The following is a 25,191-nucleotide window of genomic DNA, read 5'->3' on the forward strand; positions in this document are numbered from 1 at the left end:
CAGGATTCGACAGGAACGGGGGATTTCTACAGTGAATTCATTGATTTCGGTCATGCTTGTGGATGATGAGCCGCTTGCACTTGATCATGTCTACCAATCGGTTCCATGGGAGGAAAATGGCTTCCGGGTGGTCGCTCAGGCGACCAGCGGGCGCATGGCATTGCGGAAATTCGAGGAGCTGCGGCCGCAGATTGTCATCACCGATATCTCCATGTCACCTATGGATGGTTTGGAGCTAGGACGGCATGTGGTCCTGCTTGCCCCTAGAACTCGGCTGATCTTTCTGACTGCTTACCGTGACTTTGATTATGCCCGTCAGGCATTGGAGCTGCGCGCAGCCCATTATCTGCTTAAGCATGAGATCAGCCGGGGCCGCCTGCTGGAACCCTTGAAGCTGCTGAAGGAAGGGCTGGCAGCGGAGGCCGCCGAGGAACAAGGGCATGGACATGCGCTCCATATTCTGCTGAAGGATATGCTGGCCGGCAAGTATCAGGCTCCAGCAGGGAATCAGGAATCAAGGCTGCACCGCCTCGTGGCAGACTATTATCAGGGTCAGCCCGGACTGCTGTATTTCGAGCTGGAGGCTGCATTGAGGCTGGACGGCAGCCGGAGTAATGCACGCAGTGGCACGGCCCTCGTATGGAAGAATGTCGAAGAAGAGATCCGCCGTCAGTCAACGGACTTGGAAGAGCTTCAACTTCTGGAGATGGATGAAGGCGGATACATCTTGCTGTTGAAGTTATCCTCTTCCAGCAGTCTGCTGCTCCAGCATTATAACTTGCGGCAGCTCGCGGCCCAAGTTCTGCTCTGCTTAGAGTCATTCTATCGGGGGAACCTTCCCAGAGTGATAATATCCGCAGGTAATGGCGCAGAACTGCCGGATCGCAGATATGCTGCGATGAGGCAGGCCTATGATTATTCCGTGTTTTTGCCGCCCGGTGCTGTATTTCTGCTGGAGCAAGCCGCTTCTCCCAGAGAAGCTACCAGTATAGCCTTAGAGACCAGACAATATCTTCTATCCCCCGAACCCTATCTGTTGGAACGGCTGAAGACAGGTCTGGACCATATCGCCGCTCAGGCTTATTTGGGAGATTTGCGCGCCGTCATGGAGGAGATCAAGGGTGCAAGCCGCAAGGACGGAAGCATCAGCCCTGATCAAGTACTGGGTACAGACGCGAGGCAAGTAGTTAACAGCTTGTACCGGATGCTTGAAGAATGCTTGCAGCAGCGGCAGAGCCAGAAGCAATATTCCCGCTGGGTCAACAAGGCGATGGAGTATGTTGCCGGGAATTACGCCGATCCCGATCTGTCCCTGGAGACGGTTGCGGGCCATCTGCAGATCAGCAGCATCCATCTTCGGACAACCTTCAAGCGGGAGACGGGCCAGTCCCTGCTCGACTACACGACGGAATATCGGATCGGGCTGGCCAAGAAGCTCCTGCAGACCGGTGAATACAAGATCTACGAGGTATCGGAGAAAGTAGGGTACAAAACCAGCCAATACTTCAGTCAGGTCTTCAAAAAAAATACGGGTATACAGCCCAAGGATTTCCTGCAGCAGAGGGGCAGCGAATAGTCATGCGAAAAATTAAGAATAAAATTCTCGGCAGCGTTATTCTGATCGTTACGCTGTCTGTAACGGCCATCAGTGCACTGGCGTACGAGCAGTTCTCTTCGATTCTTGAAGCACAGGCCCTCCGTGAAGATACCATCCATCTGGAGCAGACCACGAATCAGATGAACCACCTGATTGACGATGTGCAGAAATATGCCGCCAATATGGTCAACGATGAGCTGCTTCAGCGGTTCGCTGCAAGATTGAACTACTTCTCTACGTATGATGAGCTAAGCGCATACAGAGATGTCGTCGTCCAGTTGACTAAATTCAATGTACTGCGTGACTACCTTGAGAGCTCGGCCATCGTCCGCTCGGACGGCAAGATTTTCTGGTCCTCGCTGTATATCGACCCTTATTTTGAACGGCTGCTGCAAGAGGATTGGTATCAGGAAGCGCTGAAGAGCGATGCTAAAAGCGGGTTCACAGCTCCCCATATTATTCTCGACCCCGACAGCAAAAAAATCGTCAGCTTCTTTATCCGTTTCGATCCCCAGTATGGCGGAGTGCTGCTATTAAATATTGATTACACTGCTTTTGAGAGTCTATTCCAGTACTTGGGCCAGTCCTTCGACCAGGTAGCCTGGATCGGCCCGGGGCAATCATTGCTCTACCAGCAAGGCGCCGCTACAGAGCTGCCTGCCCCTACGCTGAGCGCAGACAGCCCGGACATTCAAGTCGTTAAGCATGACAAGGGCTATTATCTGGCCAGCGCTTTTGAGAAATCGGACTGGTCAGTCTCCACGTTCACCTCCAACGAACGGTTCTATGAATGGGTGGGTTATATTGTCCGCTACTGGGCCATCTTCCTCGCCTTGTGTCTGGCGCTCTGCTTCCTGTTGTTCCTCCCATCATCTCGAATATTATGCGTCCGATCCTGCAGATGACCAAAGCGATGAAGCAGGTGTCTATGGGCAACTATAATGTTCAGCTCTCGTTCCGCAGCAATGATGAGCTGTCTGTGCTGAAGAATGGTTTTGAGACGATGCTTGGTGATATTGAGCGGCAGATGAGCGAAAGGGTGGAGCAGGAGCGCTGGAAACGTAAAATGACGGCAGAGCTGTTATTCGCCCAGATCAATCCCCATTTTATCTACAATACTCTGAATACGGTTGTGTATCTGGCCCGCAAAAAGAATTACACGGCTATTGAAGAAATGGTTGAATCCTTCATTGGCATTCTTCATGATGCTGTCAATATCGGCGATACCAGTCTGTATATCACGGTGGAGCAGGAGATGAACATTATCAATCACTTCGTAACCATTCAGAAATACCGGTATGCAGACCGGTTCGAGGTAATCTGGAGCGTAGAAGATGAAGCGAAGGGAGACTATATTCCGAAAAGCCTGATTCAGCCGCTGGTGGAAAATGCTATTTTTCATGGGTTTTCAGAGAAAGAGACTGTGGGCCGTATAGAGATCATTATCCGCAAGCGCAGCGGAAGGCTGCTGGTCTCGGTCAGAGATGACGGCTGCGGCATGAGCCAGGAGAAAGCCCGGTCTATTATGAAGGGAACGCTGCCGCCCGCGCGTCTCCCTTCAGGGGCGATGAAACAGATTGGACTATGGAATATCAGGGAACGAATTGAGTATTTGTACGGGCAGGAAGGCCGCCTGGTTATCCGTTCAAGTGAGCAGGGGGGCACCAAAGTATCTGTTCTCCTGCCCGTCCGGCAGCAATCGTCCGAGTGAAAAGCACTATCATTATTTATACAAAATCATCAGATCGTCTAATTGTTGGGTGATCCCTTCAAGCTTATAGTTCTACTATACAGACGGACGGAAGACATTACAGCAACCGCCCGCTGTCACAACAGATGCAAGGGGGATCTTAATTTGCACAATCTGCTCAGTAAAAAAACATCGGTTATAGCGCTTTTTCTAACGTTATGCTTCACCTTGGTGCTGGCCGGCTGCGGCAACGGAAGCAACAATACTTCGGGAGACTCGAGCAGTACAAATAGTACGGATCAGTCAATTGATCCTGCGAACGTTTCCGGTAAACTAACCGTATGGGGCTGGGACAAGGCCTGGTTCGAAGGCACCGGAGTGAAGTTCAACGAGAAGTTCCCGAATATCAAGCTGGAGTTCGTTGAAGTCTCGGCTGGGGATTATCTGAAAAAAATCCAGACCTCCATCGCTGCCGGCTCCGGTCTGCCGGATATTATCTGGGGAGAGGCGGCCTTCCGCGGCGCTCTGTATGAGCTTAACGTACTGCAAAGCTTGTCCGAAGAGCCCTACAAATTCGACACCTCCAATCTGCTTGACTTCGAGCTTCCGCTGCTGACGAACAGCAAGGGAGAGCTTGTCGGTCTGGAGCAATCGGGTTCGCCTGGAGCACTGGCTTACAAGCGTGATCTGGCTAAACAATACCTCGGTACCGATGATCCGGATGCATTGACCGCCATGTTTACTGACTGGGATGCCTTTATTGCCAAGGGCAAGGAAGTCTATGAGAAAAGCGGCGGCAAGACCTTCATGCTGGGAAGCCTGATGGATGCGTATACCATCCTCTCCAACCAGGGTACAACCGCAGTTGTAGACGGAACCAAGGTGAATACCCAAGAGCTGCTAAGGATATTCACTCAGCTGCAGTCCATCCGCGACAATAACACAGAGGGCAAGCTGGCGATGTGGTCCCCAACCTGGAATGCTTCGTACTCGCAAGACAACGTGATTTTTTATCCGGCAGCGAACTGGTCTCCAGAATTCGTAATTAAGCCTAACGACAAAGCCAGTAATGGCCGCTGGGGTCTGATGGTGCCTCCGGAAGGCGGATATCCATACGGCGGTACTACTATCGGTATTTGGAAGGACAGCAAGAATAAAGCGGCGGCCTGGACCTATCTCAACTGGCTGTTAGGCACGGACGAAGGCGCTGAAGCCAACTTCGCTGTCTCTGATTACATTTTGCCGTTGAAATCCTTCTTCAAGGATACCTCCAAGCTGTCATCCGGGGCGGATGAATATTTCGGCGGACAGGATCTAGGGAAGTTCTGGGTAGAGAAAGTATTCCCGAACATGAAGTCCAAAGCGGTGACAAAATACGATCAGGATATTTACAGCTCGTCGGAGCTGGTGCTGCAGGTCATGGCACAGGATAACAGCTTCGATGCCAAGCAGGCGCTGGATAAGTGGGAAGAGCAGCTGAAGAAGAACCACCCAGAGCTGACATTTGAATAATGATGCAGAAATCAAATGGAATCAGCAGTAAAAACAAATGGCCGTACCTGTTCATTACCCCTTATTTCTTGTCCTATGCCGTACTGAGCTTGTTCCCAATTCTCTTCACTTTATATATCAGTCTTACGGATTGGGATTTGTACGGCAACCGGAATTTCATTGGACTGGGCAATTACACACAGCTGTTTTTTCATGACGCCTTCTTCTGGAAATCTCTGCTCAATGTCATTATTTTCATGGCGGTATACCTTCCGGCTCTTGTCCTGATGGGCATGCTGGTAGCCAGCCTCATCGAGAGCAAGCTGATCCGCCGCAAAACCTTTTTCCGGCTCAGCGTATTCAGTGCCTATATGACAACACCGGTCGCAGTCGGGATTATCTTCTCCCTGTTGTTCGACTGGCAAGGCGGGTTCTTCAATAATATGCTGATGGAGCTGGGCCACATTCAGGAGAAGATCAACTGGCTGGGCTCGGTCAGTTCCTCCCGCTGGGTAGTCATTCTGATGGTATTCTGGAAAAACCTCGGGTATTTCGTGATGTTCTACACGGCGGGAATGGCCAGTATCGATACTTCCATCTACGAGGCGGCAGTGATTGACGGTGCATCCTCCAAAGATGTGTTTACGCGCATCACCATTCCGCTGCTGAAGCCGATCAACCTGTTCCTGATCATTACCTCTATTATTAGCGGCTTGCAGCTGGTGGAAGAACCGATGCTGCTGTTCAGCGGCTGGTCTTCGGGCTCCAGTATGGTAGGAGGGCCTGATGGCTCTACCTTCACACCAATCTGGTATATGTTCGACGCTTCCTTCAACGGCAGTGCGTTCAAGTACGGTAAAGGGGCGGCTATAGCTTACGGCACTTTCCTGTTCATCGCCCTGTTCTCGGTGGTTGGCATGAAATGGATCAACAGGGACGGTGAAGACAAATGAGAGCGAAGAAGTTCTTTACCGTATTGCTGCTTAGCCTGATCGCTATCGCGTTTCTCTTCCCGTTCTATATGATGATTGTGATGGGAACTTATTATTCTGAGGACTTGTTCAAGCAGCTACCGATTCTGCCCAGCGGATATCTGCTGGAGAATCTGAAGACGATCATGTCTGCCAGCTTCCTGCGAAATTACTGGAACAGCTTCTATGTTGCTGTATTGTTCACACTGGTGACGGTCGGGGTCGCCTCGATTACCGGGTTTGCTTTTGCCAAATATGAATTTAAGGGTAAAAATGCACTGTATGGCTTCATTCTTCTGACGATGATGATCCCCGGTCACCTGGGTCTGATTGCATATGTGATGGAGATGAAATGGTTCCACCTGAACAACACTCATGCGCCGCTGATTCTGGCCGGTCTAAATAATGCCTTCGGCGTATTTTTCATGACCCAGTTCATCCGCTCTTCTGTCCCGACAGAGGTCATTGAGAGCGCAAGAATCGACGGCTCTTCGGAACCGGGTATTCTCACCAGAATTGTTATTCCTTTTCTAATGCCTGCGATCAGTACCCTGGGGTTAATCTCCTTCCTTGGGTCCTGGAATGGTTATCTGCTGCCGCTGGTGACGATCAACAAGCCCGAGCTGTACACATTGCCGCTGGGAATTGCTAATCTGTCTACCGTCTTCCGCACGAATTATTCAGCCAGTATTCTGGGGCTTACGCTGGGTACACTGCCGTTGATTATTCTCTTCCTGTTCGGCTCGAAGACCCTGGTCAGAGGACTTACAGGCGGAGCGGTCAAAGGTTGAACATAATGAATAGGTAATCAACCGGAAATGACAGGAAAGAAACCTCTCTTGTGGTGAAATGGATTACGCTCAGCCATTTCACAGGAGAGGTTTCTTTGTGCATGAATAGAGTGGGCGGGAAAAGAAGGATTTTGCCAGGACTAGATGGAATAAGAGTAGCTACAAGAAGAATAATCCTAAGATTGCTCACTTAGGGAGAACTACTGCTCCAACTGGAATTAAGATGGCGGCAGGTTCAACAACTCCGCGACTTGACGGCGGTATCTGTCTGCCTTGCGTGTGCCGTGAATCAGGTTGGACAGCCGATAGGGTGGGATGTCGTGTAATTCACAGAATTTCTTCTGATCCAAGTGCAGTTCTGCCAGACGTTGCTTAATGGCCCAGCCGTAGGCAGTAATAGGGCGTTTGCTGTTCAGATTGCTCACCTCGTATCGACTATCCAGCCGCTATGATATAAAATAGGTAAAGATATAATAATAGTTAATTATATACTTTTTTACGTCATTTTTCAATAAAAAATAACGTTTTTGCGTATTATATTTTTGGAGGAGGCAGTTGGCTGATGCAATCCATCTATGAACGTATTGAATTATTGATTAAACGGCAAGGAATTACAAAGAAATCTTTCTGTGCACAGCTCGGGATCAGCACCGGCAATATGGGAGACTGGAAGCGCGGCAAATCTACACCCGGTACACATAAGTTGATTGAGATTGCTGCATTTTTTCATGTGAGCTTGGATTGGCTGATCCTGGGTAAGCAGCCCCAAACGATTCAGGAAAGCGGCGAGGATTATTTTTTTGGCCAAATGCGGCAATTGAATTGCCAAACCGAAGAGCTGCTGCCGGAGGAAAAGAACTTTATTAAGGAATATCTGGCCTTCACGAAGTACCGCAAGGATCAGGATGCAAGCGGCGAAAAATCTTAAGCCGGCACCTTTACTTTTGAGTGCAACCGATTTATAATATTGAATGTTGGCCTCAAACAATGCATCAACGTTTAGACACACCGCGCGGTAGTGGTGGAATGGCAGACACGCTATCTTGAGGGGGTAGTGGGTGTATACCCGTGGAGGTTCGAGTCCTCTCTACCGCATATTTTTTCATAAAAGCCGAGATCCTTGATGATTCAAGGGTTTCGGCTTTTTTTGAACGCAAAAACACCCTTCGCACGGAGCTAATCCGGGTATGAAGGGTGTTTTTGTTGAACCCGCTCTAGCGCAGCAGCTTCTCGATATCCTCTTCGATCTGATCCGGTGTGGTCTGCGGGGCGAACCGCTTCAGCACACGGCCTTCCTGGTCCACCAGGAATTTGGTGAAATTCCATTTGATACTCTTCGAGCCGAGTAATCCCGGTGCCTCTTTGGTCAGATACTTGAACAGGGGATGGGCGTCGGCACCTTTGACATTGATTTTCTCGTACATCGGGAAGGATACACCGTAATTGATCTCACAGAACTCGGCAATATCCTCGCTCTCACCCGGCTCCTGTCCGGCAAACTGGTTGCTGGGGAAGCCCAGAACCTCAAAACCGCGGTCTTTGAATTTATCGTACACTTCCTGGAGACCCTTATATTGCGGGGTAAGTCCGCACTTGCTGGCTGTATTCACGACGAGCAGAACCTTGCCTTTATATTTGGAGAGTGATTCTTCCTGGCCCCGCAGGGTGTTGGCTTCAAAATCATGGACATTCATGAATGATTCCTCCCGAACATTGATTTATCACAATTTAATTGTACACTATTCACCGCCGGAAGCAAGTTTTAAAAGGTAACAATCTGCCGGGTCGTTTCAAAAATGTGAGGTTGTTTAAGTTAAGGATAAGTGTTCTTACAAAATTTGTGTTAAAAAGGAGAGAGTTAAAGATGAGTACATTGAAACTGAAACCCCTATATACAGCTACAGCCAAGGTTCGCGGAGGCCGTGAAGGTTCGGTGGAATCGTCCGACGGAGCGCTTAAGCATGATCTCAAAATCCCGAAGGAGCTTGGCGGTCCTGGTGGTGCAGGCACAAATCCGGAGCAGCTGTTCGCGGCAGGCTATGGTGCGTGTTATGAGAGTGCCCTTGCTAATATTGCCCGTAAAGAAGGCGTAAAGCTGCAGGATGTTGAGATTACCTCGAATGTGCTGATCGGCAAGGACGAGAGCGATGGAGGTTTCAAGCTGGCCGTGAAGCTGGATGTGAAGCTGCCGGGCATTGAGCGTTCTGTGGCAGAGGACCTGGCCAAGAAAGCACATGATTTCTGCCCGTACTCCAAGGCGACCCGCGGAAATATCGAGGTTGAACTGAACGTTCTGTAGAGACAGACAGCAATGTTAAATGGAATAGCATGGTTATTTGTAAGACCAGACATTGGATGTCTGGTCTTACATTATGTTGTGCGCAGAGACACGGGTAGGAATGGACAAAGCTGGGAATAATGGCTAAATAGAGTCTGAGAAGGCCGGAAGTGTAGTAAATAGCTTGCAGGAGCCTGTACTTTGGTTGACATCACCCCGGAAATTCTTTAATATGTCTAAGTATCTGTTAATGTCGCGCGTGCTATTAACTACCAAAAATTTAAATAATGGGTGATGAAGATGTCTTACAAACCGAGTATTACGAATGTGACCAAAGCCAGCAGCAATGATAAGGAAGGATTGTATGAGTTCATTATCAAGCTTGCTGACGGAACGGAGTGCCGCGCGTTCTACAACCGGTTTCCGGAATGGAAAATGACGAACATCAGCCGCCTGCTCAAGACTCCTTGTCCGGTATGCCGCAAAGATTTCATCTGCAAATGCATGGAATCCTTCACTGCTGATTTCGAAGAGCAAATGACCGGGGACGAATGGATTAACAAAGCAATTGCTGAATAATTAGACGAACGGACGTTGTAGGCGCGGGAGCTATCCCGCGTTTTTTGTTTTTTTCAAAAGGGGATACGAATGTTACACTATGCTTAAGAGGAAGGGGGTGGCGGTGTGAATGAGGAGCGGAAGGAAATGCAGGGTGAATCTATTGTATTGATTGATGGGGTCTGTCATCTGTGCCAGGGAATTGTCCGGTTCATTATTCCGCGTGATCCCAAGGCGCACTTCAAATTCGCCTCCTTGCAGAGTGAAGCGGCCCGGGAACTGCTTAAGGCAGGCGGTCTGCCTGAGCAGCAATTAGACACTGTGGTGCTGATAGAGGACGGCAAGTATTATACGAAATCGGCAGCAGTGCTGCGGATTGCCCGCCGACTCCGGTTCCCGTGGCCTGCTGCATATGTGTTCATCCTGATTCCGGGGCCGCTGCGTAACGCGATGTACAAGATTGTGGCCAGGAACCGCTACCGCTGGTTCGGACGGGATGAGCAGTGTCTGCTGCCGACACCGGATATGAAGCGCAGATTTCTGTAGGCTGGAAGGGGGATTCTGAGGGATTCTCTCAAATAGTGGTGAAAAAGCTATTGCTGACTTCTTATATATATGCTACTATAGCAGTAAATTACAGGAACAGTAACGGAAGCACCGTTCAATGACCGTATTCACGGTTATTGGCGGTGCTTTTTTGCTGTTCTTTTTCTTATGTATTCAAGAGAGGAGGAGAATTTCATGACGGCAAGAATCGTGCTTGCAGTCCGGGAGAGCCAGTATATTGAACCGCTGCTTCATTATCTGCACCACAGTGAGTATGGGGAGATGCTGCGGATTACGGCTTTCAGCAAATTGGACACTTTTATGGAATTTATGACAGGTGACGAGCTGCCGGATGCGGTTGCCGCGGACCCGGCCTTCATTGAAGCCTGGCTGGTGGAAGGGAGAAGTACCGTTCCCTGGGCCGTCTTAAGTGAAGGCGGAGAATGGCCGAATGGCCGGGACTTGGCGGGGGGGAGGCATATTGCCAAGTATCAGGCATTGCCGCCGCTGCTGGAAGCGATTCTCCAGCTGAGTGATCTGAAGCGGGTTCGGACGGCTGCTCTGCCTAAGGAAGCAACGCTGCTGCTCGGCGTCGTCTCGGCCAGCGGCGGCAGCGGCAAAACCACGGTAGCGTTGAACATGGCGAAGCAGCTTGGAGCGGTTGGCCTGTCCGTATTCTATCTGAATCTGGAGAGTGTGGACAGCAGCGGCTTCATTCTGCGGATGCCGGGCAGCCATGTTCCCGGTCTGGAGCGGCTCTTATATGAGCTTAAGGCCGGAGGATCAGAGAATAAGGGAGGAAGAGGGCAGCCGAAATGGAGCGATTATGCGTTCAGACATGAGAGTCTGCGGTGTGATGCTTTCCGGCCGGTGGAGAATTTCAAGGAGATGCTCCAGATGTCCCGGCAGGACACAATGGATCTACTGGAGGGGCTGGCCGGAGCCGGAAGCTATGATGTGGTTATTGTAGACACCGGTGCTATTGAGGAGGAACGGGCTCAGGCTGTGCTGAACAGGTGCGGCATTCTGCTGTGGGTGCTGAAGAATGACCAGGCCAGTATCCGTAAGACGGAACGCTGGCTCGATTATATTGCCAGTCCGCACTCCGGCATGCAGCCGGAGCTGGTGGACAGGAGCCGATTTGTCATGAACGGCTGTACCGGAGCGGAGAATGAAGGGGCGCTATCCGCAGCACTCCGGCTGGATGCGGTACTTCCGTATATTCCTTCCTGGGGGTTACAACATTACGGAGAACTCTGCCTGAGCTCTCCTCAATTCATCGATGGTATTGAGCAGCTCTCCAGAGCTATAGTAGAGCCTGAATTACCCGTGGTGTTCACCGGGATTCCTGTATGAATGAAGAGATGTTCCGCGTCCTGCGCAGCGACATCCGGGCAGGACTGGATGTTACCTCGGTCATCGGGAATGATGAGCTGGCTGCTTATATCGAACGGATCATTCTGGAGCGGGAGCAATTACGCCTCCTGACTGCCCAGGAGAAGCTTGAACTGGTGAAGAAGCTGTTTGATTCCTTCCGGGGACTGGATATTCTCCAGCCGCTGGTGGATAATCCGGCGATCACCGAGATTATGATCAACAGCCATGAGGAGATTTTTATTGAGGAAGAGGGCATGATCCGCAGACTGCCGCTGGCTTTTGAATCGGGGAGCAGGCTGGAGGATATCATTCAGATTATCGTCTCGGGCGTCAACCGTGTGGTCAATGAGTCCTCGCCGATTGTGGATGCGCGGCTGCAGGACGGTTCGCGTGTCAATATCGTTTTGCCGCCTGCCGCGCTGAAGGGACCAGCTATGACCATCCGCAAATTCCCGGAGACACCGATGACGATGGAGGAGTTGGTGAGGCGTGAAGCGCTCTCAGTGGAAGCGGCTGAGCTGCTGCAGATTCTGGTTGCTGCCAAATACAATATTTTCATCAGCGGGGGTACCGGCTCAGGGAAGACAACCTTTCTGAATGCCCTCTCCCAGTACATCCCGCCGCAGGAGCGCGTCATTACGGTGGAGGATTCGGCAGAGCTACAAATTGTCACCGTTCCGAATCTGGTCTCTCTGGAGACCCGGAATGCCAATACGGAGGGACGGGGGGAGATCACCATCCGTGACCTGATCCGCACCTCGCTGCGGATGCGGCCGAACCGTATTGTCGTCGGCGAGGTGCGGGGAGCTGAATGTCTGGATATGCTGCAGGCGATGAACACGGGCCATGACGGGAGTCCCTCTAATATAAAATGGCAGCCATCAGGAAATAGTGTCAGTACCATATTGACATAGATGGGTCCCCATCGATTATAAAATGGCATTAATTAAACAACACCTCTTGAATATAGGCATCAAAGAACTTGTTTTTAACACCTTTCGGGTGCGTTAGGTCCGTATTCACTTCAATACGGTTGAAAATTGTGTAGACATAATCCTTTTTCTCATCATCATCTAAATAGTGCCAAGCCTCCGCCAAGCCTGCTAGTTCTACAAGTTTAGGAATACCAGATAATGATTTTTGATTACTGGCAATTCTCTGCCGCACTTCTTTTTCTGCTGCATCCTCTTCAGTCATCTTTTGCCGGACAGCTTCTTTAGTTATCAAGCTCTCCACAAACATGTACTGCCACTTCTCTCGCCGCTCTGCAATTTTTGCCAGCTCTCGTTTGGCTTTATCGATCTCAGTCGTCTTCTTACTTTCTTCAGCGGCCATCTCCAAGGATTCCATCTTGAGCTTGTCCATATCTTCTTGAACTTTATTGATGTATTCCATGACAAGGTGCTCCACATGCACCTGACGAAAAATAGGCATATCACAGGTGTTGCCATGGTGCTTGTTCGAGCAAATGTAGTATTGTGTCCGGACTATTCCTTTTGTCGTTGAACGCTTTGTCGTGAGCCGCCCAAACATGGCTCCTCCACAGCGACCACAACGTAGTACTCCGCTGAACCAATACGTTTTAATTTGACTGTACCCACCGTGCGTTTTACGATCCATAAATTTTTTAGTCTCCTCATATTCAGCCCGAGTAAATATCGCCGGGTATGGAGAATCACCGTACAGATTCTTTACTCTCTCGTCCCGCTTAGAATTCACATATTTACCTTCTGCAGTTTTAGAGCCTAATCGGATGATTCCAGCATAAAATGGATTCTCAATCGTATATGCAACTGTTGCAGAAGTCCACTCTTGGCCTCTTCGTAGTTTACCCGCACGATTTAGCCGCATAGCGACGGATTTATATCCCAGCCCCGTCATATATAAATCTCTGGCTTCACGAATGAGCACACTTTCCTCGGGGATTAATTTGCCTTCTTGAGTGTACCCATAGGGCAATACACCTCCTGGTCTACGTCCTTCGCGCACCATCTGCTCAATACCAAAGCGCACGCGCTCTGAGATCGTCCCACGCTCCCACTCAGCCATTGCACCGACGAGTGTGATAAAGAACCGCCCCATAGCTGTAGTCGTCTCAAAAATCTCTGTAGCCGATTTGAACTTAACGCTGTAGAGATCAAACGTCTTCAATAATGCGTGGAGATCCGCAACGGATCGCGTAAGTCGGTCAAGTTTATAGACAAGCACCACCTCGAACTTTTTATCCTCCATGTCCTGCAGCATTCGTTTCATCTCGGGTCGGTTAAGATCTTTTGCGGAATAGCCATCATCGATGTAAAAGTCATAGATTTCCCAGTCCTGCGATTCAGCAAAACTAATTAAACGAGTACGCTGACCCTCAATGGAGAAACCATCTTCAACTTGCATATCCGTAGAGACGCGTATATATATGGCTGTTTTCAAAACCAACACTCCTTGTGTTAAAAATTGAGGGCGTCATCGACGGCTTCTATCGGTAGAATGAGACGTGTCACGTTCTGGCCATGTCGCCAGGCTACACGTGACAAGTTGATCGTTACGTATCCTCTTTGATTTGGGGGGAGGGATAGATCGCCAGGGAGAACGGTAGCATCTTGTCTGGAGCGATAGAATGACGAATCATGAAGCTTGTAGGATCGCTCCACATTGAGAAGCAAAGGCTCATCCCAGTTGAACCCGTGACGTTGCTCGATGACCAAGGCTTCCGGGCGGGAGAGATCTTCTAATCCATACAAGGAACGAATACGAGGCTGCTGGAGGTAATCGAGGCCAGTCATAGAGGATTCGTTAATGGTTGTAGCATGATTGTCCGAAGACTTCCCGGTATATGTAAAGGTCGACATTAATTTTGACTCGGTTATTCGATCTTCAATTTGATTGAGGCGTAATTTAACAAAATCCAGATATACGTGGAATTCGCTGACCAGCAAGCTAATCACTTGACTTCGGTTCACGGGCAACTGCATCTGTTCAAGCATATAGAATGGGATCATTGCATATAGAGCGAACTGATTCGCATCATATTCCTGGGCTTCACGGAACAGTTCCGGCATCCACCGCTGATCGCCGGAGTGACGAATTACATGACAAAGCTCGTGGAAAAAGATCTTTCGCTGCTCAATGTAATCATCCCGCCTGTCGAGAAAGATAACCTTATCCTCATTTTCGCTGAAAGGGCTATTATCGTGATAAATGATGTCTATTCCAAAGGTCATCGCGATTTTGTCTATATCAAGATCGTGTGGAGTCAAGATGCCACCTAACAGGTACTGTTCCTCAATCCATTGTTCCAGAGGAGTTCTGAAGTAGTTGGAAAAAATCATGTAATAACCTCCGTTATGGGTACATACGTTCTATTTTTGTGTGAAAAGAAAAGCCATTGCTGGCTTTTTTGATTTTTAACAGAATTACTAATTATCTTCCATCCAACGATAGGCCCAGATATGATAGCCTCCGGATATCAATAAACTAAAAATAGTAAGAACTACAGAAGCGCCCGAACTATCAAACCAAGATCCTATGATCCAACCGACTGAACCGCAGCCAACTGTTAATAAGATTAATAAAGCAAGTCTAGTTTTTTTATAAATTGCAAGCAAGATTGAGCCTAACAAAATTCCTCCAAAGACCCACCAAGAAGAGAAGTAGAAGCCAGAAACAACAGAAACAATGAATATTTCGGCAAAAAACCAGTTTGCTCCCTCTTCGCTTTGCTTTGCTTGGTTAACGCCTGTTCTAACTTCATTTTGCACGCTATCACCTGAATACTCTCCATCGGTTGGAGGATTTGCTCATAATTTTTGATTAGTTTGCTCAGCAGCACGTTTCTTCATCTCTCTATATCGCAAGAGAGCTGCTTCCATTTCTTCAATCTCATCAGATGTGTAATTATCTGGACCACCAAAGAAAGACATACTTGTATTTGGTCTTTTACGTATGTTTGAACGCCCACTTAAATAATCGGTGTCGACATCAAATATGTCAGCAAGCTTATTCAGAGTGTCGATCGGTGGCAGTTTAGTTGCATTTTCATAGGCAGTATATGTAGGTCTTGCTATACCAACAAGATCAGCTACATACTCTTGTGTCCATTTGGAATCGGACTTTTTTAATTTCTCTCTCTCAGCCTTTAAACGCTTAGCGACTATTTCCATATACACCACACCATCTATAAGAATAAAGCTATTATAACGTTCCTTATAGGAACAATAAACGAATGTTCCTATAAGGATCAAATTTAGTTGACATGTTTCTTAAAGTAACATATAATCGCATTATCAAGTTACTTTAAGGAACAATTGGAGGTGTGAATCTTGCGAATCTGGTTGAAGGAACTTCGTGAATTATTAGAAAAAACTCATGAACAAGTAGCCGACGAAGCTGGTATTTCTCGAAGTTATTATACAAATATTGAAGCTGGAATTAAAACTCCAGCAGTACCAGCTGCAAAAGCAATTGCTAAGGCATTAGATTTTCCATGGGAAAATTTTTTTAATGAAGAATGTTCCTTTAAAGAACATTCTGTTGAGGAGGTGATCTAAATGAAGGAGAAACGGCTCCCAAAAATAACTGGAGAGGAAACGGTGGAACATTCAAAAGGACCGCATAACCCAGGGATGTCACAACAGGCATGGGATAAGCTCCACCGCATGCTGGCAGAAACGAACATCAAGTATCAAGCGGAAATCGCAGCTGGCCGGGAATCTAAGGAAGAGAGTGCGGGATAGAGGAAACCCGCCGAGCTGTACCGGCTACGGCGGGTGGGGGATTCGGCAAGGGGAATTGCTTAAGAACATTATACTTCAGGCCTATGTCCGATATAACCCACAAAACCGGACAAAGGAGGGGATCAAAAGTTGGCAATCGGACAATTCGGACCAGCATTAGAACAAGCACTGAAACGATCAGGTGACACTCGGGAGAAGGCGGGGCTCATTGTTAACGCTGATGCATCATTAGTAGGGAAAATTGCACGAGGGTCCAGAAAAGCTTCCAAACCGGTCATGAGAGCAGCGGTTGAACATTACGATGATGGACAACTCTTTCTGGCTGCGGCGGCGGAAGTCACCGGGGGTGCTTCTGCTCCTTGGCTGGATAATGTGGACCTACATCGAGCCAGCGTGTTAATCAAAACACTCGAAGAGATGAGGGAAGTGCTGGACGCTTCGGGGCTAGCTCCGATCAGCAAGACCAATGAGCAGATTAATGACACTGAGCGCCAGCAGATAAAAAGGCTGCTTATGGAGACGGTAGAGGCAATTACAGCGCTGACTCATCTGGCTGCAGTGTTATGTAAAGAGTATTCCTTCAGTTGGTTGGGAACTTGGAAAGAGCACCGGGCTGAACTGAAAGCTAAAAAATATATGAAATGAGGGAACACCGTGGAAAGAGAGCAATTGGTTGCCGAAGCGCGGCGAGTTGGTGAAGCTGCAAAGCATAACCTTCAGTTGATCCGTCAGAATCCGGATGCAATGTTGCCGGGGGAACAAGATTTTGCGGAGGGTTATCTGAACAATATGATTCGTGTAGCTGAAGCTGAAATGAAAAATGACCGCCGGCCAGGGCAGTCACGTGGTTTGAAATCTCGGTTAGAGAATCTCTTGGTGTCCATTTTAACCCCGAAAAGTGAAAAGCGCAAGGAGGGTGCAGCGTGACTGAGCAGCAGATTAAAGATTTCGGTCAGGCGCTGGCTGAAAGATTCAAACAGGTGAGCGATGAAAGGGCTGCTGCTGAGATCCGGTTCCGCGAATCGATTTATTCTTCAACATCAACCCGTTATGAGGTTCTGGAGCTGGTGCGCAAACGGGATATTGCCCAAGCTAATTATGATACATGGGATGAGGTCACTTCTAATCTTCCTCCTGAGCTCCAAACTGCCTTTTCTGAACATTATCAAAAAATAAAATCTACGGAGGCTAACTAATATGAAATCTACCGGAATTGTACGCAAAATTGATGAGCTTGGACGGATCGTTATTCCAATTGAGTTGCGCAGAACGATGAATCTGGAGATTAAGGACCCCGTGGAGATCTTCGTGGACGATGACAAGATTATCTTCCGCAAGTATGAACCAGGCTGCGCAATCACTGGCAGTCAGGATAACTTGATTTCTTTCGAAGGGAAGCTGTATAGCCGGGCGATCATTCAGCAGTTGGCTGCGGCAGCAAGAATTTAAGTGTGATAGACAGCGGCCTCGGCCCCTGTCTTGGAATGTCGGACCTTAGAAATAACCTTTCCTCCGTCCGGGATTCCAAGATGCGGCTGACGCATCCAAGGTGGTGGCGGAAAATGGAACGCAACGCCTGAGAGTCTTGAAATAGGGTGTAAATCCCGGCGTTTAAGTTGTCGGCAGAAGCCGGCTATAAAATCCAATGCGGCTTTGCGGTGAAGTCAGGTCCGGGCATTGCGCCTACCGGCGACCTACGAACAACTATGTGCAAACCGATGCCGGGTTCAAGTCCCGGCCCACCTTGATCTTACATAGGAAGGAGGATAAGAATAATGAGCTTACAGAAGCGGATTGAGAAAGCGGTCCAGACTCTAAAAGATTTCCAAAATGCAGTAGACGATGCGAAACATCAGACTGGTGATATCTTAATCAGCATTTCGGACTTTATCGATGATGATCTGGATGACTTGGTTGAGGAACTCAATGAAATATCAAGCGAAGTCGGAGATGTGGAAGAAAAGCTGGAAGTGCTCGGAATTGCGCTGGATGAACTTAAGGAAGGAAGTGAGTCGGTTTGAACATTGACACAGGCGAATTGATCCGCCTTAAGCAGTCTCAGCCATTATCGGGTGGATTTGTACCCATTCCACGGGAGTTGCAGCGCGAAGCCAATAAGCACCTTGGTGATAAAGACAGCGTGATTGTTGAACGTTCATCTAATGGACCGCTGTCCAAATGGGCAAAGGTGCAACGGAAGAAGCGCCGGAAGGCGGTTCGTGAATCTCGCAAGCAAAACCGCAAATAAAAAACGCCCCGTTGCACCGGGACGCCTGCTCTTTGAAAACTAAATATCAACTTGCCTCCATCTTAGCAGGTGGAGGCGCACTACACAAGAGGGAGTGGTTGGCAATGGGTATGGCAACATCTTTTGACCCAAATGGTAAGCCAGTCGAAATTAGCATTGATCCGAAAAACCATTTTTGTCCTACAGTAATTAGCTTACGGACTGAAGGGTATTCTGTGCAGCTCCACTTATCTGATGAAATCATAGCGGAGCTGGCCTATATGGTCAATACACACATCGACAATATCAAATATCCTCAGTCGGTACAGCCGGCAGAGAAGGAGGAGATCGCTTGAAGCGTATCAATTTGGAGCGCCTGACGCTCCGCAATTTCAAAGGAATCAAAGAACTTGTCCTCGCCGTCAACGGCGGGGACGCTGATGTCTATGGCGACAATGCCACCGGGAAGACAACGATTTTCGACGGTTTTGTCTGGCTTCTTTTCGGTAAGGATTCTCAGAACAAGGCGGATTTTGAGATCAAGGGTTTGGATGGGGCGGGCAAAGTCCTTCAGCACAAGCTGGAGCATGAGGTCGAGGGAGTGTTCCTGATCGACGGCCGCCGCCGTACCTTCCGCCGGGTTTTTACGGAAGACTGGACCAAGAAGCGGGGTTCAGCCACTGAAGAGTTCACAGGACACACCACTTCCTACTTTATAGATGGTGTTCCTGTCAAAAAGGGAGTGTACTCCACTGAAGTTGATTCTCTCATTAAAGAGGAACTCTTTAAGCTTCTGACTTCACCTTCTTACTTTAACGAACAACTGAAGAAGGAGGATCGCCGGAAGACACTGCTGGAAGTGTGCGGTGACCTGACAGATGCAGAAGTGATTCACGAAAACAAGCTTCTTGCCCCTCTCCCCGGCATCCTAAGTGACCGTGACCTTGACTCTCACAAGAAGGTGATCTCCTCCCGGTGCACCGTGATTAACAAGGAGATCAAGGAGCTGCCGGTGCGGATCAGTGAGGTGCAGCGGCAGATGCCGGATGTTAAGGAGTTAGATGAGGAGCTGCTGAAGGAAGACATCACAATGTTCCGCCTTCGGGTTGAATCCAGTGAAGCTGAATTGTCCCGCATTCTCTCCGGGGGCGAGGTGGCCGTGAAGGAGAAACGGCTGCGAGAGATTGAAGGTGAGCTGATTGCCATTAAGAGCCGTATGCAGTCGGATGTGCTGGATAAGGTTGCTATTAAGAGAGATGCAGTCAATCAAATGCACATGGAGGTCAACCGGTACCGCCGGGATATTGAGGATAAGCAGCAGCGCATCCAGAACAACGAGCGGCTGGCCGCAGGGCGCCGGCAGGAAGCAGATCGGCTGCGGGCTGAGTTTGCAGAACTGAAGGGTTTGACCTTTGAACCTGCCGGTGATCACGATGCTCACTGCTCCGCCTGCGGGCAGTCCTTACCTGAAGATCAGGTCAAGGCTGCCCATGACAAGGCCCAAGCGGACTTTAATCGCAGATTGGCTGAACGGAAGGAACGTATTAACGCTTCCGGCAAAGCGGCGGTCACAGAAGCTCAGAAGTTTGAACAGGAGGCCAAGCAGCTCCAGATCGATATTGAAGAGCTTAGTAAAACCTTGGCTGCTGTGCAGACAGAGATCACCATGGCAGAAGCTGAACTGGTTGAACTGCGAGCGGGCGTAAAGGACCCTGCAGCAGATCCGGATTATGCCAGCAAACATGCTGAGGCAGCGACAGTGCAGCAGCAGATCAGAGATCTTAAAGCTTCCTCTGATGAAACTGCAGCGTCTGTTCGGAACGATATCCGGCAGCAGCGTTCCGAGATTGAAGAGATGGAGCGTGACCTTGCTAAATTCGATGGTGTCCGCCGTGCGCAGTTGCGTGTTACGGAGCTAGAGAACCAGGAACGGGAGCTGGCTGCTGAATACGAACGACTGCAGCATGAACTGTTCCTCTGCGAGGAATTCACCAAAACCAAGGTCAGCATGTTGGATGCCAAGATCAACAGTAAATTCAAGCTCGCTCGGTTCCGCCTCTTCGAAGATCAGATCAACGGCGGGATTAAGGAAGTCTGCGACACGCTCTATAAGGGCGTTCCGTATGACGGCGGCCTGAACAACGCAGCCCGCATCAATGTCGGCCTGGACATCATCAATACGTTGGGTGAGCATTATGGCTTTAGCGCTCCGATCTTCGTAGACAATGCCGAAGCTGTTACCAAACTAATCGGAACGGATGCTCAGGTCATTCGGCTGGTTGTAAGTGAAGCAGATAAGAAGCTGCGCATCGAGACGGCAGCAATACAGGAGGCGATTTAATTGAGCACTACAGATCAAGCAAAGCAGCAGGCAGCTCCGACTACGGTTGCCAAAAAGGAACCTACCCAATCGGAACGCTTCATGACAAAGGTCATTTCCGAATTCGGTTCCAGCGTCGGTGAAGTGGCTCTTACCAACTTCCAGAAACGTCTGGCTCAGAATTATTTCATCGCTCTGGATGCTATCTTGAAAACTACCGAGGAGAAACGGCTGAGGAAAGCTGAGAAGTATCGCGATGCTTTGCCGGTTACTTGGCAGAACGTGAACATGGAGAAGCTCGCTCGTGATGTCGTGGCGATGGCACGGGTCGGATTCGACCCTTCTCAGCCTAATCATATTAACCCTATTCCTTATAAAAACAAGCATACGAACAAATACGACATTACCTTTATTGAAGGATACCGCGGTATCGAGCTCAAGGCTACGAAATACGGACTTGATGTTCCGGATCATGTGACCGTTGAATTAGTTTATTCCACAGATAAGTTCAGACCGGTTAAGAAGGATTCTAAGAATAAATTTGAAGGCTATGAATTTGGAATTGTTAATCCCTTTGACCGTGGTGATATTATCGGGGGCTTCTATTATCATGGTTTCTCCAGCGCTCCTGAAAAAAATAAACTCGTAATCATGACAAAGAAGGATATTGATAAACGTAAGCCGGATAAGGCTTCTCCTGAATTCTGGGGTGGTGAGAAGGACAAATGGGAGAATGGTAAAAATGTCGGTAAAGAACCGGTAGAAGGTTGGCCGGAGAAGATGGCCTGGAAGACTGTTTACCGCGCAGCTTATGGAGACATCACTATTGACTCCCAGAAGATCGATGATGACTATCTGCGTCTGAAGCAGATGGAAAGCGAATTTGCTGAGGTAGAGGTGGATGAGGAAATCCGGGCAAATGCAAATAAGACCATTATCGATGTTACTCCGAATGATTCACCAGTCGGTACACCTGATAGTCAGTCAGCCAATACTGCAGCCGACCCAGACCCATATGATTTTTCTGGGGATGTTCCATCGAAGGATTCAGTTGTTTCAGATGATGAAGTACTCTTTTAGCCCATGATAGATATCCAGTGTCTCGGCTCCAGCAGCGCCGGCAACGCCTACCGTATATCGGATGGGGACACCGCGCTCCTGCTGGAAGCCGGTTTTCCTTATAAGTCGATTCAGCGGGCACTCAATTTCAGAATGTCGGACATTGCCGGTTGCTTGATCACACATGAGCATCTTGATCATAGCAAGGCTGCTCCTGACATTATGCGAGCAGGAATCAATATTTACACCAGTGCAGGGACAGCAGCTGCCAGAGGGCTGTCAGGCCATCGTCTAAAGGTCATTAATGCGCTGGAGAAATTCACGATAGGCACATGGACGATCCTACCGTTCGATATCCAGCATGATGTTGAAGAACCATTGGGCTTCCTGCTGGCGAATTCAGCGGGCGATAAACTGGTCTTCCTGACAGATACCTATTACTGCCGGCATCGCTTCAGCGGCCTGACTCACATCATGGTGGAATGCAATTACTCCCGCGATATCGTCAATGAGCGGGTGGCTGCCGGCCACTTGCATCCAGCACAGAAGAAACGGCTGCTTCGTTCCCATTTCTCTCTGGAGAATGTGAAGGAGATGTTAAAGGTCAACGATACCCGGAATGTCGAGGAGATTTGGCTGCTGCACTTATCTGATGGGAACAGTGATGCCGAGCGCTTCAAGAAAGAGATTCAAGAGACCACCGGCGCGCTGGTTCGAGTAGCTGACCGATGATCGAGGACAAGCCACTCATGAAGAGCATGATGGGCGAGCGGATCTGGAAGATCATGAAGGTGGACCAGGAAGAGTTTAAGCGGGAGACCCGGGAGTATTTCGCCCGTGGTTATCCCGGTTTTACGGTCAAGCGGGTGAAGTATCCTTTCGTTTACCTGCAAGATGATAGAGATAGAAAATAGGGGATGATTTAATGCCCGATGGCAGTTACCCGTTTCCCATGTACTCCGGATTGTTGGAGCCAGAACACTACAAGAAAATAGGCAGCGCGATATGGCTTTTCCTCTGGTGCGTCAGCTCCACGACTTCCGAGAAGGAAAGGGACGGAATTGTATGGGGCATCGTCCACGGAAATAAGCCATGGAAGCTTTCAGAGCTTGCAGAGCCATTCGGAGCCACTGAGAAGACTGTGAGCCGCTGGCTAAATACTTTGGAAAGCAATGGTTATATCAAGGTCACCCGAGCACCTTACGGACTCATAATCAGTGTTCATAATTCTAAAAAATGGGCTGTTGAGAGAACAGACAAAAATGTCCGTTCTGAGGAAGAGAGTGGACAAAAATGTCCGATCTCTCCCCCTAGTGAACAGACAAAAATGTCCGATCTCCCGGACAAAAATGTCCGATCTAATAAAGATATTACAGAGATATATAAAGATGCTGCTTCTTCTGCTTCTGACGAAGATGACATTTTGAAATTAGCATCTCAAGTCGAAAGGCATTTTTGTCAGAAACGTGGCAAGGGGGTTAGTGTCTCCCCTTTAGACTTTTCTGAAATCAAGCTTATGATTGCGGATGGCATGCCGGTCGACTTGATTAACCGGGTGGTGGATGAATCCTTTGACACCTACAAGCCGAAGCACAGGCGTGACGAGATTCGAAGCATTACTTATTGCATCCCTCGCTGCTATGACGAGTGGACGAAGTTGCAGCAGGAAGAGCCCATAACAGTTGCGGTGCCGCACGTACCTGTCGCCATTGGGAGTCCAAAGCCGCAGCGAATAACTAAGCAGCAGCAAGAACTGGAGGATTTGCGAAGACGAGCAAGGGAGGAAAAGCAGCGTGGACAAAGCGCAAGTATATGACTTGCTCATTGAGATCAAGGAGAATTATCCGAACTTCGACGTTAGTCCTGAAAACGTTGATCGGCACTTGAAATACCTTCATGATTTTTCCTTCGAAGCTGCAATGCAGAATGTCGATGAGCATGTAAAAACTGGTAAGTATTACCCCAACATTGCAGAGATTCGAGGTAGTCTCGGAGAGCAAATCGAGCGGGAGCAGATGAAAGTGCTGACTGAACAGCACTTTGCTAATCTCGACACCTGGAGCACCAACAGCAAGCCGCCGCCTGAAGGGTATTGGGACGATGTAAAACGGAAGATTCGGGGCGAGGCAAATGCTTAACCAAGAACAGATGCTTGAACAGATGGGGATTCAGCCGCCGGTTGACCTGGAGGCTGAACAAGCGGTCCTTGGAGCCGCGCTCTTGGACCAGACGGCTTTTGAAGCTGTTGCTGACATCTTGCAGGGTGGAGAATTCAGTGACCAAGGCCATGCCCGTATCTTCCGGGCTATGCGCAAACTGAACGACGCCGAACTGCCGATCGATATGGTCAGCTTAACCTCACAGCTCAAAGACAGCGAGGAGCTTGAGAAAGTAGGCGGTGTCAGTTATCTGGCACGGATGGCCGGAGCTGTTCCTACCGTGGCGAACGCCGGGTACTACTCTGAGCGGGTGCAGGAAATGTTCCTTCGGCGCCAGGCCATAGACACTGCAATGGACCTTCTGCGCAACGCAGGAGAGGAACAGGACGTGAAGGGCTTCATCGCGATGGCGGAACATGCTGTATCGAAGCTATCTGATCAGTCAGTTCCGGTCCGGGAGTTTGCCACTATGAAGGACGTCCTTATGCAGGTTTGGGAAGATGCCGAGCAGCGGTACAGCGTACGGGAAACATCACAAGGGATCACCGGTATCCGATCCGGGTTTGACGATCTCGACAAGATGACTTCCGGATTCCAGCGTAATGATCTGATTATCGTTGCTGCCCGGCCATCGGTGGGAAAGACAGCGTTCGCCCTGAACATCGCTCAGAACGTGGCAGTCCGCGCCAAAGAGACTGTTGCCGTATTCAGCCTTGAGATGTCCAATGCTCAGCTCGTACAGCGCATGGTCTGTGCTGAAGGCAACATCGACGCCAGTCGAATGCGGACTGGACACTTCGAAGAAGATGATTGGGAGAAAATGGCTGTTGCTATGGGGTCATTATCTGAGGCTGATATCTACATCGACGATACTCCGGGTATTACCGTTAACGAGATTCGTTCCAAATGCCGGCGGCTCAAGAAGGAGAAGGGGCTTGGCATGATCGTCATTGACTACCTGCAACTTATCCAGGGCAGGGGGCAGCGGGGTGTGAACCGGCAGGAAGAGGTTTCCCAGATCTCCCGCACCTTGAAGCAGCTTGCACGGGAGCTTGAAGTACCGGTTATCGCTTTGTCCCAGCTCAGCCGCGGCGTCGAGCAACGTCAGGACAAGCGCCCGATGATGAGTGACCTTCGTGAATCAGGTTCGATTGAACAGGATGCCGATATCGTGGCCTTCTTGTACCGTGACGACTATTACAACCAAGATGCAGAGAAGAAGAATATTATCGAAATCATTATTTCTAAGCAACGAAACGGCCCGGTGGGCACTGTGGAATTGGTGTTCTTAAAGGCTTTCAACAAATTTGCTAATTATGAGCGTGCTCATTCGGAACAGCCCCAGCCACCTGCGGGGAATGTGAAGGATATGAACAAGCGCAAATGGGCGTGAGGGAGAG

The 25,191-nt window shown here is 49.2% G+C and carries 33 protein-coding genes, 1 tRNA gene and 1 pseudogene; 29 read left to right on the plus strand and 6 right to left on the minus strand.

Annotation, left to right across the window (positions count from 1 at the left end):
- The first annotated feature begins 31 nt into the window (after window positions 1-31).
- The 6 genes from NST04_RS28685 to NST04_RS28710 all read left to right on the plus strand — a co-directional run bounded on the left by NST04_RS28685 (window position 32) and on the right by NST04_RS28710 (window position 6,540).
- A complete protein-coding gene (locus NST04_RS28685; protein ID WP_341187293.1) occupies window positions 32-1,576 on the plus strand; it encodes a response regulator in 1,545 nt (514 codons plus the stop codon).
- A 2-nt stretch (window positions 1,577-1,578) separates the two neighbouring features.
- Complete coding sequence (locus NST04_RS28690) at window positions 1,579-2,502, plus strand: cache domain-containing protein (RefSeq protein ID WP_341187294.1); 924 nt, start codon at window positions 1,579-1,581, stop codon at window positions 2,500-2,502.
- A complete protein-coding gene (locus NST04_RS28695) occupies window positions 2,481-3,308 on the plus strand; it encodes a sensor histidine kinase (RefSeq protein WP_341187295.1) in 828 nt (275 codons plus the stop codon). The genes NST04_RS28690 and NST04_RS28695 overlap by 22 nt, the downstream gene beginning before the upstream one ends.
- A gap of 144 nt (window positions 3,309-3,452) precedes the next feature.
- The gene (locus NST04_RS28700) at window positions 3,453-4,799 is read left to right on the plus strand and encodes an ABC transporter substrate-binding protein (RefSeq protein ID WP_341187296.1); all 1,347 of its coding nucleotides are present in this window, start codon (window positions 3,453-3,455) and stop codon (window positions 4,797-4,799) included.
- Complete coding sequence (locus NST04_RS28705; protein WP_341187297.1) at window positions 4,799-5,731, plus strand: carbohydrate ABC transporter permease; 933 nt, start codon at window positions 4,799-4,801, stop codon at window positions 5,729-5,731. The genes NST04_RS28700 and NST04_RS28705 overlap by 1 nt, the downstream gene beginning before the upstream one ends.
- Window positions 5,728-6,540 carry a carbohydrate ABC transporter permease gene (locus NST04_RS28710; protein WP_341187298.1) on the plus strand — a complete coding sequence of 271 codons (813 nt, stop codon included), beginning with the start codon at window positions 5,728-5,730 and terminating at the stop codon, window positions 6,538-6,540. Before NST04_RS28705 ends, NST04_RS28710 begins: the two co-directional genes overlap by 4 nt.
- A gap of 218 nt (window positions 6,541-6,758) precedes the next feature.
- Here NST04_RS28710 and NST04_RS28715 read toward each other — a convergent pair whose 3' ends face one another.
- A complete protein-coding gene (locus NST04_RS28715; protein ID WP_036697411.1) occupies window positions 6,759-6,956 on the minus strand; it encodes a hypothetical protein in 198 nt (65 codons plus the stop codon).
- Between the two features lie 146 nt (window positions 6,957-7,102).
- Between NST04_RS28715 and NST04_RS28720 the strand changes: the two genes are divergently transcribed.
- Both NST04_RS28720 and NST04_RS28725 read left to right on the plus strand, forming a co-directional pair.
- On the plus strand, window positions 7,103-7,468 hold the full coding sequence (locus NST04_RS28720; RefSeq protein WP_341019215.1) for a helix-turn-helix domain-containing protein: 366 nt from the start codon (window positions 7,103-7,105) through the stop codon (window positions 7,466-7,468).
- 84 nt (window positions 7,469-7,552) lie between these two features.
- Window positions 7,553-7,635, plus strand: a tRNA-Leu gene (locus NST04_RS28725).
- A gap of 119 nt (window positions 7,636-7,754) precedes the next feature.
- On the opposite strand, the gene NST04_RS28730 is transcribed toward NST04_RS28725, so the two are convergent.
- Window positions 7,755-8,234, minus strand: a complete 480-nt coding sequence (locus tag NST04_RS28730) for a glutathione peroxidase (protein WP_341187299.1) — start codon at window positions 8,232-8,234, stop codon at window positions 7,755-7,757.
- A gap of 185 nt (window positions 8,235-8,419) precedes the next feature.
- Between NST04_RS28730 and NST04_RS28735 the strand changes: the two genes are divergently transcribed.
- From NST04_RS28735 to NST04_RS28755, 5 genes and pseudogenes are all read left to right on the plus strand, one after another.
- Window positions 8,420-8,839 (plus strand): organic hydroperoxide resistance protein, encoded by a 420-nt coding sequence (locus NST04_RS28735; RefSeq protein ID WP_076082511.1) that lies wholly within the window; start codon window positions 8,420-8,422, stop codon window positions 8,837-8,839.
- Between the two features lie 279 nt (window positions 8,840-9,118).
- Window positions 9,119-9,397 (plus strand): hypothetical protein, encoded by a 279-nt coding sequence (locus NST04_RS28740; RefSeq protein ID WP_036727511.1) that lies wholly within the window; start codon window positions 9,119-9,121, stop codon window positions 9,395-9,397.
- 126 nt (window positions 9,398-9,523) lie between these two features.
- Complete coding sequence (locus NST04_RS28745) at window positions 9,524-9,922, plus strand: thiol-disulfide oxidoreductase DCC family protein (protein WP_341188076.1); 399 nt, start codon at window positions 9,524-9,526, stop codon at window positions 9,920-9,922.
- A 195-nt stretch (window positions 9,923-10,117) separates the two neighbouring features.
- Entirely contained in the window at window positions 10,118-11,278 is a 1,161-nt protein-coding gene (locus NST04_RS28750) for a hypothetical protein (RefSeq protein WP_341187300.1), read from the plus strand.
- Window positions 11,275-12,162 (plus strand): annotated as a pseudogene (locus NST04_RS28755) (CpaF family protein); the annotation flags it as partial. The gene NST04_RS28750 and the pseudogene NST04_RS28755, both read left to right, overlap by 4 nt.
- Before the next feature lie 79 nt (window positions 12,163-12,241).
- Here the strand turns inward: NST04_RS28755 and NST04_RS28760 are convergent.
- The 4 genes from NST04_RS28760 to NST04_RS28775 all read right to left on the minus strand — a co-directional run bounded on the left by NST04_RS28760 (window position 12,242) and on the right by NST04_RS28775 (window position 15,453).
- Window positions 12,242-13,723 carry a recombinase family protein gene (locus NST04_RS28760; RefSeq protein ID WP_341187301.1) on the minus strand — a complete coding sequence of 494 codons (1,482 nt, stop codon included), beginning with the start codon at window positions 13,721-13,723 and terminating at the stop codon, window positions 12,242-12,244.
- A gap of 17 nt (window positions 13,724-13,740) precedes the next feature.
- Window positions 13,741-14,622, minus strand: a complete 882-nt coding sequence (locus NST04_RS28765) for an ImmA/IrrE family metallo-endopeptidase (RefSeq protein ID WP_341187302.1) — start codon at window positions 14,620-14,622, stop codon at window positions 13,741-13,743.
- An 87-nt stretch (window positions 14,623-14,709) separates the two neighbouring features.
- A complete protein-coding gene (locus NST04_RS28770; RefSeq protein ID WP_341029149.1) occupies window positions 14,710-15,051 on the minus strand; it encodes a hypothetical protein in 342 nt (113 codons plus the stop codon).
- 39 nt (window positions 15,052-15,090) lie between these two features.
- Window positions 15,091-15,453: a helix-turn-helix domain-containing protein gene (locus tag NST04_RS28775; protein WP_341029151.1), complete on the minus strand. Its 363-nt coding sequence runs from the start codon at window positions 15,451-15,453 to the stop codon at window positions 15,091-15,093.
- A gap of 159 nt (window positions 15,454-15,612) precedes the next feature.
- On the opposite strand from NST04_RS28775, the gene NST04_RS28780 reads away from it, so the two are divergent.
- The 16 genes from NST04_RS28780 to dnaB all read left to right on the plus strand — a co-directional run bounded on the left by NST04_RS28780 (window position 15,613) and on the right by dnaB (window position 25,184).
- Window positions 15,613-15,840, plus strand: a complete 228-nt coding sequence (locus NST04_RS28780) for a helix-turn-helix transcriptional regulator (protein WP_341029155.1) — start codon at window positions 15,613-15,615, stop codon at window positions 15,838-15,840.
- Window positions 15,841-16,026: a hypothetical protein gene (locus tag NST04_RS28785; RefSeq protein ID WP_341029156.1), complete on the plus strand. Its 186-nt coding sequence runs from the start codon at window positions 15,841-15,843 to the stop codon at window positions 16,024-16,026.
- A gap of 129 nt (window positions 16,027-16,155) precedes the next feature.
- Window positions 16,156-16,671 carry an XRE family transcriptional regulator gene (locus tag NST04_RS28790; protein WP_341029157.1) on the plus strand — a complete coding sequence of 172 codons (516 nt, stop codon included), beginning with the start codon at window positions 16,156-16,158 and terminating at the stop codon, window positions 16,669-16,671.
- Window positions 16,672-16,680: 9 nt separating this feature from the next.
- On the plus strand, window positions 16,681-16,953 hold the full coding sequence (locus NST04_RS28795) for a hypothetical protein (RefSeq protein ID WP_341029158.1): 273 nt from the start codon (window positions 16,681-16,683) through the stop codon (window positions 16,951-16,953).
- Entirely contained in the window at window positions 16,950-17,222 is a 273-nt protein-coding gene (locus NST04_RS28800; RefSeq protein ID WP_341187303.1) for a hypothetical protein, read from the plus strand. The genes NST04_RS28795 and NST04_RS28800 overlap by 4 nt, the downstream gene beginning before the upstream one ends.
- A 1-nt stretch (window position 17,223) precedes the next feature.
- Complete coding sequence (locus NST04_RS28805; protein WP_341187304.1) at window positions 17,224-17,475, plus strand: AbrB/MazE/SpoVT family DNA-binding domain-containing protein; 252 nt, start codon at window positions 17,224-17,226, stop codon at window positions 17,473-17,475.
- Between the two features lie 326 nt (window positions 17,476-17,801).
- Window positions 17,802-18,047 carry a hypothetical protein gene (locus tag NST04_RS28810; protein WP_341187305.1) on the plus strand — a complete coding sequence of 82 codons (246 nt, stop codon included), beginning with the start codon at window positions 17,802-17,804 and terminating at the stop codon, window positions 18,045-18,047.
- Window positions 18,044-18,274, plus strand: coding sequence for a hypothetical protein (locus tag NST04_RS28815; protein WP_341187306.1), 231 nt, complete (start codon window positions 18,044-18,046; stop codon window positions 18,272-18,274). Before NST04_RS28810 ends, NST04_RS28815 begins: the two co-directional genes overlap by 4 nt.
- Before the next feature lie 32 nt (window positions 18,275-18,306).
- On the plus strand, window positions 18,307-18,609 hold the full coding sequence (locus tag NST04_RS28820; protein ID WP_341187307.1) for a hypothetical protein: 303 nt from the start codon (window positions 18,307-18,309) through the stop codon (window positions 18,607-18,609).
- Window positions 18,606-20,594: an AAA family ATPase gene (locus NST04_RS28825; RefSeq protein ID WP_341187308.1), complete on the plus strand. Its 1,989-nt coding sequence runs from the start codon at window positions 18,606-18,608 to the stop codon at window positions 20,592-20,594. Before NST04_RS28820 ends, NST04_RS28825 begins: the two co-directional genes overlap by 4 nt.
- The gene (locus tag NST04_RS28830; RefSeq protein WP_341187309.1) at window positions 20,595-21,653 is read left to right on the plus strand and encodes a recombinase RecT; all 1,059 of its coding nucleotides are present in this window, start codon (window positions 20,595-20,597) and stop codon (window positions 21,651-21,653) included.
- A gap of 3 nt (window positions 21,654-21,656) precedes the next feature.
- Window positions 21,657-22,364: an MBL fold metallo-hydrolase gene (locus NST04_RS28835; protein WP_341187310.1), complete on the plus strand. Its 708-nt coding sequence runs from the start codon at window positions 21,657-21,659 to the stop codon at window positions 22,362-22,364.
- 17 nt (window positions 22,365-22,381) lie between these two features.
- Complete coding sequence (locus NST04_RS28840; RefSeq protein WP_341187311.1) at window positions 22,382-22,546, plus strand: hypothetical protein; 165 nt, start codon at window positions 22,382-22,384, stop codon at window positions 22,544-22,546.
- An 11-nt stretch (window positions 22,547-22,557) separates the two neighbouring features.
- Window positions 22,558-23,448, plus strand: a complete 891-nt coding sequence (locus NST04_RS28845; protein ID WP_341187312.1) for a hypothetical protein — start codon at window positions 22,558-22,560, stop codon at window positions 23,446-23,448.
- Window positions 23,426-23,770: a hypothetical protein gene (locus NST04_RS28850; RefSeq protein ID WP_341187313.1), complete on the plus strand. Its 345-nt coding sequence runs from the start codon at window positions 23,426-23,428 to the stop codon at window positions 23,768-23,770. The genes NST04_RS28845 and NST04_RS28850 overlap by 23 nt, the downstream gene beginning before the upstream one ends.
- Window positions 23,763-25,184 (plus strand): replicative DNA helicase, encoded by a 1,422-nt coding sequence (dnaB, locus tag NST04_RS28855; protein WP_341187314.1) that lies wholly within the window; start codon window positions 23,763-23,765, stop codon window positions 25,182-25,184. The genes NST04_RS28850 and dnaB overlap by 8 nt, the downstream gene beginning before the upstream one ends.
- Window positions 25,185-25,191: the final 7 nt, after the last annotated feature.

Origin of the sequence: Paenibacillus sp. FSL H7-0756 (assembly GCF_038006765.1) — a bacterium.
Classification (GTDB): Bacteria; Bacillota; Bacilli; order Paenibacillales; family Paenibacillaceae; genus Paenibacillus_AQ.